Origin of the sequence: Falsiroseomonas selenitidurans, assembly GCF_012103215.1 — a bacterium.
GTDB classification, from domain to species: Bacteria; Pseudomonadota; Alphaproteobacteria; order Acetobacterales; family Acetobacteraceae; genus Falsiroseomonas; species Falsiroseomonas selenitidurans.
This window is the reverse complement of the sequence record NZ_JAAVNE010000035.1, coordinates 44,468-55,957: the sequence shown is the minus strand read 5'-3', so window position 1 is coordinate 55,957 and position 11,490 is coordinate 44,468. Positions and strand designations below refer to the sequence as shown.

The following is an 11,490-nucleotide window of genomic DNA, read 5'->3' as shown; positions in this document are numbered from 1 at the left end:
CCGCTGCCGCCGCCACCCTGGCCGCCGCCGAGGCCGAGGACCGGGAGGCCGCCACCGCCCGCCGCGCCGCCGACGCCGCCTTCGCCGCGGCGCGCGAGGCCCAGCTGCGGGAGGAGGGCGCCGCCGCCACGGCGGAAGCCGCTGCGCTGGCGGTGGAGGAACGTGTCGTCGAGCGGCTGGGGGAGGCGCATCCGCCGCTTCCCGGCCAGGTGCCGGAGCTGACCGAGCAGGCGGAGGAGAAGGCGCGGAAGAAGCTGGACCGCCTGACCCGGGAACGCGAGGAGATGGGCCCGGTCAATCTGCGCGCCGAGACCGAGCTGGCGGAGCTGGAGGCCAACCGCGCGCGCATCGAGACGGAGCGGGCGGAGGTTGCGACCGCCATCGCCAAGCTGCGCGGCGTCATCGGCCATCTGAACCGCGAGGGCCGCGACCGGCTGCGCGTGGTCTTCGACCGCGTGGACACCGAGTTCCGCGGCCTGTTCACCCGGCTGTTCGGCGGCGGCCGGGCGCATCTGGCGCTCGTCGGCTCCGACGACCCGCTGGAGGCGGGGCTCGAGATCTTCGCCGAGCCGCCGGGCAAGAAGCTGTCCTCGCTGGCACTGCTCTCGGGCGGGGAGCAGGCGCTGACGGCGCTTTCCCTGGTCTTCGCGGTGTTCCGCTGCAACCCGGCGCCGGTCTGCGTGCTGGACGAGGTGGATGCGCCGCTGGACGACGCCAATGTGGAACGGCTGTGCGACCTGCTGGAGGTCATGGCCGCGCCGGACACCGAGGGCCGCGGCGGCACCCGCTTCCTCATCGTCACCCACCACCCGCTGACCATGGCGCGGATGCACCGGCTGTATGGCGTGACGATGCAGGAACGCGGCGTCTCCCGCCTGTTGAGCGTGGACCTGCAGCGGGCGGTGGAAATGGTGGAGGCGCCGCCGGGTTAACCATTCCCTGGCGAGTTGGCGGCAGAATGGGGGTCTTCCCGGGCGCAAGAGGCGCACGGCCATCCGTCCCGGAGGTCCCCCCGATGCTGTCCCGACGCCACCTGCTTGCCCTGCCCGCCCTTGCCCTGGCCTCGCCGGTCCGGTCGCAGCCGCAGGCCGCAAGGGGGCGTCCGGCATTGCGTGTCGAGGGGCGCGTCGCCGACGGCCCGCATGGCTTCAGCGTGGCGGAGCTGGAGGCGCTGGGCGAAGGCGACCTCGTCACCCGCACCCCCTGGACCGGCGATGCGGTGCTGCGCTTCGGCGGCGTGGCGCTGGAGCGGGTGCTGCGCCGCGTGCGGGCGGAAGGCGACATGCTGCGCGCGGTGGCGCTGAACGACTATGCGGTGACGGTCCCGCGCGAGGATGCCGAACGCCATGGCGCCTTCCTGGCGACGCGGCAGGGCGGGCAGCCGCTGCGGGTGCGTGACCGCGGCCCGGTCTGGCTGATCTATCCCTGGACCGAACGCCCGGCGCTGGACCATCCCACCTACCGGGAGCGCGCGATCTGGCAGCTTCGTCTGATCGACGTCCGGTAGCTGCCACGGATGCGGAGGCGGACAGCAGATCCCGCGCAGGCTGAGGCCGGCGCGCGCGGCCTGGCGCCCGGGGCCGGTCGTTCGCGCCACGCCACGTTGATGGCGCTGGCGGCCGCGGCGCTGCTGTTCGTGCTGTCGGTGGGTGGCGCCCTGCAGCGGGGGTGGGAGCAGTTGCGGCTGGAAGCCGGCAGCCAGCGGGTCTCCATCTGGTTCACCACCCAGGCGCTGGTGGAGGTGCACCGCTTCCGCACCGCCCTGCTGCGCTACGACCGCGGCGACCCGCAGATGGATCCGGAGGCGCTGTCGCTGCGCTACGAGATCCTGCTGAGCCGCCTGCCCCTGCTGGAAGGGGCGGAGGAGGCGGTGACGCGGTCGCTGCAGGACAATGTCGATGTCGTCCTCGGCCTGCAGGCGTCGCTGGAACAGATCGAGCCGGACATCCTCGCCCTGCAGCCGGGCGACACGGCGCGCCTGACGCGGGTCGAAGCCGCGGTCGAGGAGGCCGACCGGCTGCTGACCCAGATCAACCTGGCCCTGCACCATGAACGGCGCCAGGCGGTGGAGCAGGCGCGCGCCAGTTCCCGCACGCTCAGCTGGTTCTTCCTGGCCAGCCTGGCCGGGCTGCTGCTCAGCCTGGTCGTGCTGATCCTGCTGACGCTGCGCGGCGCGCGCCGGGCGGCGGAGGCGGAGCACACGCTGCGCGTGCTGATGGATGCGCTGCCGGTGGGCCTGGCCGCCTACGACACGGCCGGCCGGGTGGTGCTGATGAACCGCCTGGCGCTGCGGCTGCTGGGCCTGGAGCGGGAGGCGGAGGCGATCGGGCGTCGGTCCAGCGACTTCGCCGGCATCAACGATTCCGAGGCCGAGATCGCCCGGGTGGTCGCCACCGGCCAGTCCACGCCGCCGCGGGAGACGGTGCATACGGGCGAGGATGGGCAGGAACGCACGCTGCTGATCTCCACCGGCCCGGTCTTCGGCCCGGATGGCCGGCTTTCCCGCATCGTGCGGGTGGGGCTGGATGTGACGGACCAGCGCCAGGCGGACCGCCGCATCCGCCACCTGGCGGAACACGACACGCTGACCGACCTGCCCAACCGCCTGCTGTTCGGCAGCCGGCTGAAGACCCTGCTGGGGCGGGCGGAGCCGGGGCGGATGGTGGCGGTCCACTGCCTGGACCTGGACCACTTCAAGGAGGTGAACGACAGCCTGGGCCACCCGGTGGGCGACCAGCTTCTGCTGGCCGCGACCGCGCGGATGCGCGCCGCGATGCGGGAGGGCGACATGCTGGCGCGCCTCGGCGGCGACGAATTCGCCGTGATCCAGCCCGGCCTGGCCGCGACGGCGGAGGCGGAGGCGCTGGCGCGGCGGCTGACGGAGGTGCTCGGCCGCCCCTATCGGCTGCAGGGCTACACGCTGCGCTCGGGCGCCAGCATCGGCACCGCCGTGGCGCCACAGCACGGCATGACCGCGGAGGCGCTGCTGAGCCGGGCGGATATCGCGCTGTACCGGGCCAAGGCCGAGGGCCGCGGCCGTGCCGTGCTGTTCCGCATGGAGCACGAGGCCGGGCTGCGCGAACGCCGGCGGATCGAGGCCGAACTGCTGGTGGCGATGGAGGCGGGGCAGCTCTACCTCGCCTACCAGCCGAAGTTCAGCCTGGCCAGCGGCCGGGTGAAGGGGTGTGAGGCCCTGCTGCGCTGGCAGCATCCGGAGCGCGGCCTGATCTCCCCGGGCGTCTTCGTGCCGGTGGCGGAGGAGACCGGGCTGATCCACCCGATTACCCGCCTGGTGCTGGAGCTGGCCTGCCGGCAGGCCATGGCCTGGCGCGCAGAGGGGCTGGAGATGCCGGTGGCGGTGAACCTCTCGGCCGGGCATTTCGGCGCCGAACAGGGCGTGCGGCTGGTGGAGGAGGCGCTGGCCTCGACCGGCTGTGACCCGGCGCTGCTGGAGGTGGAGGTCACGGAAGGCGTGTTCCTGCGCAGCACGGAAGCCGCCAGCCGCAGCTTCCGCGCGCTGCGGGCGATGGGGGTGCGGGTGGCGCTGGATGATTTCGGCACCGGCTATTCCTCGCTCAGTTACCTGCAGCACCTGCCCTTCGACGTCATCAAGGTGGACCGTGCCTTCATCGCCGGGCTGGACGAGCCGGGCAGCACCGGCATCGGCCCGGGCCGGCGCATCGTCGACGCCATCGTGCGGCTGGCGCATGGGCTGGGGGCGGAGGTGGTGGCGGAAGGGGTGGAAAAGCCCGGCCAGCTGGCCGTGCTGCGCGAGCTGGGCTGCGACCATGTGCAGGGCTTCCTGCTGGGCCGGCCGATGCCGGCGGAGGCGCTGGCCGAGCTGGCGCAGCGGGCGCCGGATGCGAAGCTGGCCTGCAGCGCCGCCTGAGGCGAGGGCGGGTGGCTTGACCGGAGTCCCGCCCCGTTCCAACAATGCATGCGTTAGCCGATCCATTGACGCGCCCGCGGGCGCGCCGGGCGGCACCGGAAGGCGGGCAAACCGCCGCTGCATGGGGGAGACCATCCGATGACCACCCGTCGCGCCTTGCTCGGCGCCACCCTGGCGCTGCCCGCCCTGTCCACGGCCCGGGCGCAGGATGCCTGGCCGGAACGCGCGGTGCGCATGGTGGTGCCCTTCCCGCCGGGCCAGGCGGCGGACATCTTCGCCCGCGTCATGGCCGAAGAACTTTCGAAGCGCTGGCCGCAGCGGGTGGTCGTGGAAAACCGCGCCGGCGGCGCCGGGGCCATCGGCATGGATGCCGTGGCCCGCGCCACGCCGGATGGCTACACGCTGGGCATCGGCACCTCCGGCACGCTGGGCGTGAACCCTTCCGTCATGGCGCGCCTGCCCTATGACGCGGAGAAGGATTTCGCCGCCATCACCAACATCTTCACCCTGCCGCTGGTGTTCGTCGCGCATCCGAGCTTCGAGGCCAGCGACATGGCCGGGCTGGTGGCGCTGGCCCGGGCGCAGCCGGGGATGGTGCAGTATGCCTCCGCCGGCCCGGGCACCGCGCAGCACATGACGGCGGAGATGCTGGCGCACCGGCTGGGGCTGCGGATGCAGCACGTGCCCTATCGCGGCAGCGGCCCGGCCATGGCGGACCTGATCGCCGGCAATGTGAAGGTGATGGTGGACAGCCTCGCCTCCGCCCTGCCCAACGTGCAGGGCGGGCGGGTGAAGGCGCTGGGCGTCACCGGCAGCCGCCGCACGCCGCAGATGCCGGATGTGCCGACGGTGGCCGAGACCGTCTCCCCCGGCTTCCAGGCGCTGGGCTGGTCCGGCATCGTGGCGCCCGCCGGCACGCCGCAGCGCATCATCCGCAAGGTCAACGCCGATGCGGTGGCGATCCTGCGCGACCCGGCCATCGCCGCCCGTATGGTGCAGCTCGGCGGCTTCCCCGACCCCGGCACGCCGGAGGAATACGGCGCCTTCATCCGGGCCGAGATCGCCAAGTGGCGGGAAGTGGCGCGGGCGGCGAATGTGCGGCTGGATGGCTGAGTCCGGCGCCTGAACCGGCCCGCCGGCGCCCGCTTCGCGGCGCCGGCGCGGCAAGTTCATCCCGGTGTTGGTTGACGTCATGGCGGGCCGGGCGCGTGCTGGCGGCATGCGCCTGTTCCGTCTGTTCGAGTCCGCCGTGAACCCGGTGGCGCCGCCCGGCGCCACGGCCTCCGCCTGGCTGGGCGTGGCGGTGCCGGAGACGGCACCGCCGCCGCACCTGCTGGGCTTCTACTGGCATTTCGCCCGCCAGGCGCGGGCGCTGTTCGGCCTGCTGTTCGCCAGCGGCCTGGTTGTGGCGCTGCTCGACCTGCTGATTCCCGTCTTCGTCGGCCGCGTCATCGGGCTGCTGGAGGCGCATGGGCCGCAGCGGATCTGGGCGGAGGCCGGCGGCACGCTGGCCGTCATGGCGGCGGTGCTGCTGTTCGCCCGGCCCACCGCCATCCTGATGCAGAACCTGGTGACGCAGCAGGCGATCATCCCCGCCGTCACCGCGATGATCCGCTGGCAGAGCCACTACCAGGTGATCCGCCAGGGCTGGGCCTTCTTCCAGGAGGATTTCGCCGGGCGGATCGCGACGCGGGTGATGCAGGCCGGCCCGGCGCTGCGGGAAAGCGTGGTGCAGTCCGTCAGCGCCGTCTGGTACATCCTGGTCTATGGCACCGGCGCCGTGCTGGTGCTGGCCGCCACCGACTGGCGGCTGGCGCTGCCCATCCTGTGCTGGTTCGCGCTCTATGCCACGCTGCTGCGGCTGATCGTGCCGCGGATGCGCGACCGGTCCCGCCGCGCCAGCGAATCGCGTAGCCTGCTGACCGGCCGCGTGGTGGACAGCTACACCAACATCGTCACGGTCAAGCTGTTCGCCCGCGCCGCGCAGGAGGATGGCTGGGTACGCGAATCGGTGGAACAGCTGAACCGGGACTTCGCCCGGCAGACCCGGCTGGTGACGCTGAACGGGCTGCTGCTGTCCAGCCTGAACGCCGCCATGCTGGTGGCCACCGCGGGGCTCGCCATCCTGCTGTGGTCGCGCGGCGAGATCCCGCTGGCGATGGTGGCCGCCGCCCTGCCCATGGCCTGGCAGATCGCCAACATCTCCGGCTGGGTGGCCTTCAACGTGGCCGGCATCTTCGAGAATATCGGCGTTGTGCAGGAAGCCATGGGCAGCATCGCCGTGCCGCCCACGGCGCCCGACCCGCCCGGCGCGGTGACGCTGGCCGTGCCGGCCGGCGCCATCCGGTTCGAGAAGCTCCGCTTCGGCTATGGCCGCGACACCGAAGGCGCCGCGGGGGTGCGGCGGGCCGCCGTGCTGCATGATTTCGACCTGGCGATCGCGCCGGGGGAACGGGTCGGGCTGGTCGGGCAATCCGGTGCCGGCAAGACCACGGCGATCAACCTGCTGCTGCGCTTCTTCACCCCGGAATCGGGCCGCATCCTGGTGGACGGCCAGGACATCGCCGGGGTGACGCAGGAAAGCCTGCGGGGCGCCATCGGCGTGGTGACGCAGGACACCGCCCTGCTGCACCGCTCGATCCGGGAGAATATCCGCTACGGCCGGCCGGAGGCGACCGAGGCGGCGGTGGTGGCGGCGGCGGAACGGGCGGAGGCGGCGTCCTTCATCGGCGACCTCTCCGACTGGCGCGGCCGGCGCGGCTACGAGGCGCATGTGGGGGAGCGCGGGGTGAAGCTGTCCGGCGGCCAGCGCCAGCGCATCGCCATCGCCCGCGTGCTGCTGAAGGACGCCCCCATCCTGGTGCTGGACGAGGCGACGAGCGCGCTGGATTCGGAGGTGGAGGCGGCGATCCAGGAGAGCCTGGAGCGGCTGATGCAGGGCAAGACGGTGATCGCCGTGGCGCACCGCCTGTCCACCCTGCAGCGCATGGACCGGCTGGTGGTGCTGGCGGAGGGGCGGGTGGCCGAATCCGGCACGCATGCGCAACTTCTGGCGGCTGGCGGCGTCTATGCCCGTCTGTGGCAGCGCCAGTCGGGCGGCTTCATCGGCGACTGAGGGCGGTATCCGGCCGGCCGGCCGGCCTTTCGCCGGCGTGAACCATGTTGCACCGCGTTCATTGCCTTGACACCCAGGCCCCCGCACCGTAGGAGCGGGCCGCCTTCCGGGCGGGGCAACCGCAGGGGAGAGCTTCGGATGGCGGAAGACGACGGCTTCGAGCAGCGGCTTCGGCAGGCCCGGACACGGCAGGGGATGGACCCCCCGCCGACGTCCAGCGGGGGCCTGCCCAGCGGCAGCACCTGGGGGGTCGGTTTCCGTGCGGGTGTCGAGGTCGTCTCGGCGCTCATCGTGGGTGTCGCGGCTGGCTGGTTCCTCGACCGCTGGCTTGGCACCTGGCCGTGGCTTTTCCTGTTGTGCTTCGTCTTCGGCAGCGTCGCCGGCGTGCTGAACGTCTATCGTTTGTTCACACCACGCAACGTCGCCAGGAAGTAAGGCACAGGTTCAGGCCGCCGCGCCGCGGCGAGCGGGAGATCGAGAGTGGCCGCCGAAGACAAGACGATCGACGCGCTGAGCCAGTTCGAGCTGGGCACCGTGCTGGGCCCGATCGGGGCTTCGGTCGGCTTCTCGCAGTCCAATGCGCATATGCTGCTGGCCGCCGGGCTGATCACCGCGCTGATCATGTTCGGCATGTCGGCGCGCGCCGTGGTGCCGGGCCGGCTGCAGTCGCTGGCGGAATCCTCCTACGAATTCGTGCACGATCTGGTGGTCGGCCAGGTGGGCGAGGAGGGCAAGCGCTTCTTCCCCTTCGTCTTCACGCTGTTCATGTTCGTGCTGTTCGGCAACATGCTGGGCCTGCTGCCCTATGCCTTCACCTACACCAGCCACATCGCGGTGACCTTCGGCCTGGCGGCCATCGTCTTCGTGCTGATCACGGTGGTGGCGCTGATGCTGCATGGCCGCAAGTTCTTCGGCTATTTCTTCCCGGAAGGCGCGCCGCTGTGGCTGGCGCCGATCATCATTCCGGTGGAGATCGTCTCCTACCTGTCGCGGCCGGTCAGCCTCTCCATCCGACTGTTCGCGAACATGGTGGCCGGGCACGTCATGCTGAAGGTGTTCGCCACCTTCGTCGTGCTGCTCGGCGGGCTTGGCGCCGTCGGTCCGCTGGTGGCGGTGCTGCCGCTGTCGGTCAACATCGCCCTGGTCGGGTTCGAAGTGCTGGTGGCCTTCCTGCAGGCCTATGTCTTCGCCATCCTGACCAGCATCTACCTGCACGACGCGGTGCACCTGCACTAAGGGCCACACCGGCCCGGATCGCGTCGCTCAGCTCCACCCAACCCGGTTCATACAAGACGGAAGGATTACCCAGATGGAAGTGGCTGCCGCGAAGGCCCTCGGGGCTGGCATCGCCGTGATCGCGCTGTTCGGCGTGGGCCTCGGCATCGGCAACATCTTCTCCTCGCTGATCACCAGCGTGGCGCGCAACCCGGCGGCCCGCGATGCGGTCTTCCCGATCGGCATCCTGGGCTTCGCGCTCACGGAAGCGGTCGCGCTGTTCGCGCTGCTGATCGCCTTCCTGATCCTGTTCGCCTGATCCGGCGCCGGCCCCCGCGGCCGGTCCGGTTTCGCGACGCGCGCCGGCCCCCCGCCGGCGCGTGCAGGAGAAGTTGACGAGGAACACCATGCCGCAGCTCGATTTCGGCAACCCGCTGATGATCGCCCAGATCGTCTGGTTGTTCATCATCTTCGGGGTCCTCTATTTCGTGCTCTCCGCCTATGCGCTGCCGCGCGTGGCGGAGGTGCTGGAGGATCGCCGGCGCCGCATCGAGGGCGACCTCGAAGCCGCGCAGGCAGCCAAGGCCGAAGCCGACGCCGCCATCGCCGCGCACCGGGAAGCGACTGCCCGGGCGCGCGCGGAAGCGCAGGCGGCGATCGCCAGCGCCATGCAGCAGGCCCAGGCCGAGGCGACGACCCGGGCCGATGCCCTGGCGGCGCGGCTGGCGGGGCAGATCGATGCGGCCGAGATGCGCATCGCCGCGGCGCGCGACGCCGCCATGGGCGCGCTGCGCCAGGTCTCCACGGAGACCGCGGAGGCGCTGCTGCAGCGACTGACCGGCGAGGCCGACCCGGCCGCGATCGGCGCTGCGGTCGACCGTGCGCTGGCCGCGCGCGGCCAGGCATAAGGACCCGCCGCCATGGAACACCACTACGAGCATTTCTGGCTCGACCCGAAATTCTGGGTCGCCGTGTCCTTCGTGCTGTTCGTGCTGCTGGTCGGCAAGATGGCCTGGACCCGCATCACCGGCATGCTGGACGCCCGCGGCGCCCGCATCCAGGCCGATCTGGCGGAGGCCGCCCGTCTGCGCGCCGAGGCCGAGGCGCTCCGCCAGCAGGCCGTGGCCGACCGTGCCGCAGCGCTCGCCGAGGCCGAGGACATGATCGCCCGTGCCCGGGCCGAGGCTGGCCGCGTGGCCGAGGCCGCGGCGCTGGAGGCCGAGCAGGCCGCCAAGCGGCGTGAGCGGATGGCGCTGGACCGCATCGCGGCCGCCGAGGCCGGGGCGCTGGCCGATGTGCGCAACGCCGCCGCCGAGGTCGCCGTGACCGCGGCGCGCGAGGTCCTGGCGGAGAGCATGGATGCGGAGCGCGACGCGGCGCTGATCGACCGGGCGGTGGCCGACCTGCCACGCGCGCTGCGCGCCGCCTGATCTTCATCGCGCAGGGCCGCCGCCCCGCGCATCACGGACGCATGACGGGGGGCCGCAAGGTCCCCCGTTTTGCGTGGGGGCGGTTTTGCAAACCGCCGTCCGGGCGTAGTGTGCGGCCAGATTCGTTCAGGAGATGACCTTGCGCCGCAGCCTTCTTGCCGCCGTGCTTCTGGCGGGCACTGCCCTGTCCATCCCGGCCCGGGCGGAAACCTTCCGCTGGGCCAATGACGGCGACGTCAATTCGATGGACCCCTACGCCCGGCAGGAGACCTTCCTGCTGTCCTTCAACAGCAACATCTATGAACCGCTGGTCCGCCGGAACCGTGAACTGAAGGTGGAGCCGGCGCTGGCCGCGCGCTGGGAACAGACCAGCCCGACCGTCTGGCGCTTCCACCTGCGCCAGGGTGTCACCTTCCAGGACGGCACGCCCTTCACCGCCGACGACGTGCTGTTCTCCATCGAGCGCGCCCGCGGCCCGGGGTCGAACATCGCCGGCAGCCTGGCCAGCATCAAGGAAGCCCGGAAGGTCGACGACCACACGGTGGATGTGGAGACCAACAACCCGGACCCGATCTTCCTGGAGCAGATCACCGGCTTCGGCATCATGTCCCGCGCCTGGGCCGTGGCGAACAACGCCCAGCGCAGCGCCGATCTGACGACGCGGGAGGAAAATTTCGCCACCCGCAACGCCATGGGCACCGGCCCCTTCAGGCTGGTGAGCCGGGAGCCGGACCGCCGCACCGTCATGGCGCCGAACCCCGACTGGTGGGACCGGCCGGAGCACAACCTGACGCGCGTCGAGTTCAACGTCATCTCGAACGACGCCACCCGCGTCGCCGCGCTGGTCAGCGGCGAGGTGGACATGATCTACACCGTGCCGCCGCAGGACACGGCGCGGCTGTCGCGCACCAATGGCGTGCGCATCCACCAGCAGGCGGAACTGCGCACCATCTTCCTGGGCTTCGACCAGCAGCGGCCGGAACTGCTGAAATCCGATGTGCGCGGCCGCAACCCGTTCCAGGACCTGCGCGTGCGCCAGGCCTTCGACCAGGCGATCGACCGCGCCGGCATCGTGCGCACCGTCATGCGCGGCCAGGCGCGGGCCACCGGGCTGATGATCGGCCCGGGCGTGAACGGCTTCGCCGAGGCGAATGACCGCGTCACGCCGCTGAACGTCGATGCGGCGAAGCGCCTGTTGGCAGAGGCCGGCTACCCGCAGGGCTTCGGCGTGACGATGGACTGCCCGAACGACCGCTATGTGAACGACGAGGCGGTGTGCACCGCCGTGGTCTCCATGCTGGCGCGCATCGGGGTGCGGGTGACGCTGAACGCGCAGACCCGGGCGCGCTACTTCGCCGAGATCCTGGGCCCGCGCTACAACACCAGCTTCTACATGCTGGGCTGGACGCCCAACACCTACGACGCCCACAACACGCTCTACAACATCATGGCCAGCCGCCAGGGCAACCGCGGCATGTTCAATGTGGGCAACTTCACCAATGCCCGCTTCGACGAGCTGGTCGGGCTGATCGCCGTGGAGACCGACGCCGCCAAGCGCCAGTCCATGATCAACGAGGCGATGGCCATCCATCGCGACCAGGTGGGCCACCTGCCGCTGCACCAGCAGACGGTGATCTGGGCGGCGCGCGGCAACATCGAGCTGCAGCAGCTGGCGGACAACTACTTCCCGCTGCGCTTCGTGCGGGTGAACCGCTGAACCCTGGCCGGCATCGCTCCGCCGGCTGCGAAGGCCCGCCCCCACCGGGGCGGGCCTTTTGCATGCCGAGCCTCTTACGGCAGTAATGCTGACCTTTCATGCCCCGCACGCATGGGTGCAATGT

The 11,490-nt window shown here is 71.6% G+C and carries 10 protein-coding genes and 1 pseudogene; all 11 read left to right on the top strand.

Going from position 1 to position 11,490, the window contains the following annotated elements; genetic code table 11:
* A pseudogene (locus HEQ75_RS19130) lies at positions 1–932 on the top strand (chromosome segregation protein SMC); the annotation flags it as partial.
* A gap of 83 nt (positions 933–1,015) precedes the next feature.
* A complete protein-coding gene (locus HEQ75_RS19125) occupies positions 1,016–1,507 on the top strand; it encodes a molybdopterin-dependent oxidoreductase (RefSeq protein ID WP_168033679.1) in 492 nt (163 codons plus the stop codon).
* 99 nt (positions 1,508–1,606) lie between these two features.
* Positions 1,607–3,889 (top strand): putative bifunctional diguanylate cyclase/phosphodiesterase, encoded by a 2,283-nt coding sequence (locus HEQ75_RS19120; RefSeq protein WP_168033677.1) that lies wholly within the window; start codon positions 1,607–1,609, stop codon positions 3,887–3,889.
* A gap of 138 nt (positions 3,890–4,027) precedes the next feature.
* On the top strand, positions 4,028–5,002 hold the full coding sequence (locus HEQ75_RS19115; RefSeq protein WP_168033675.1) for a Bug family tripartite tricarboxylate transporter substrate binding protein: 975 nt from the start codon (positions 4,028–4,030) through the stop codon (positions 5,000–5,002).
* 106 nt (positions 5,003–5,108) lie between these two features.
* The gene (locus HEQ75_RS19110; protein ID WP_328734423.1) at positions 5,109–7,004 is read left to right on the top strand and encodes an ABC transporter ATP-binding protein; all 1,896 of its coding nucleotides are present in this window, start codon (positions 5,109–5,111) and stop codon (positions 7,002–7,004) included.
* A 138-nt stretch (positions 7,005–7,142) separates the two neighbouring features.
* Complete coding sequence (locus HEQ75_RS19105; protein ID WP_168033673.1) at positions 7,143–7,439, top strand: AtpZ/AtpI family protein; 297 nt, start codon at positions 7,143–7,145, stop codon at positions 7,437–7,439.
* Between the two features lie 45 nt (positions 7,440–7,484).
* On the top strand, positions 7,485–8,240 hold the full coding sequence (locus HEQ75_RS19100) for a F0F1 ATP synthase subunit A (RefSeq protein WP_168033671.1): 756 nt from the start codon (positions 7,485–7,487) through the stop codon (positions 8,238–8,240).
* A gap of 73 nt (positions 8,241–8,313) precedes the next feature.
* Positions 8,314–8,538, top strand: coding sequence for an ATP synthase subunit C family protein (locus HEQ75_RS19095; RefSeq protein ID WP_131546781.1), 225 nt, complete (start codon positions 8,314–8,316; stop codon positions 8,536–8,538).
* Between the two features lie 61 nt (positions 8,539–8,599).
* Positions 8,600–9,127 (top strand): F0F1 ATP synthase subunit B family protein, encoded by a 528-nt coding sequence (locus tag HEQ75_RS19090; protein ID WP_328734418.1) that lies wholly within the window; start codon positions 8,600–8,602, stop codon positions 9,125–9,127.
* Positions 9,128–9,139: 12 nt separating this feature from the next.
* Positions 9,140–9,649 (top strand): F0F1 ATP synthase subunit B family protein, encoded by a 510-nt coding sequence (locus HEQ75_RS19085; RefSeq protein ID WP_168033667.1) that lies wholly within the window; start codon positions 9,140–9,142, stop codon positions 9,647–9,649.
* Positions 9,650–9,788: 139 nt separating this feature from the next.
* Positions 9,789–11,366, top strand: a complete 1,578-nt coding sequence (locus HEQ75_RS19080; protein ID WP_209318645.1) for an ABC transporter substrate-binding protein — start codon at positions 9,789–9,791, stop codon at positions 11,364–11,366.
* The last annotated feature ends 124 nt before the right edge of the window (positions 11,367–11,490 follow it).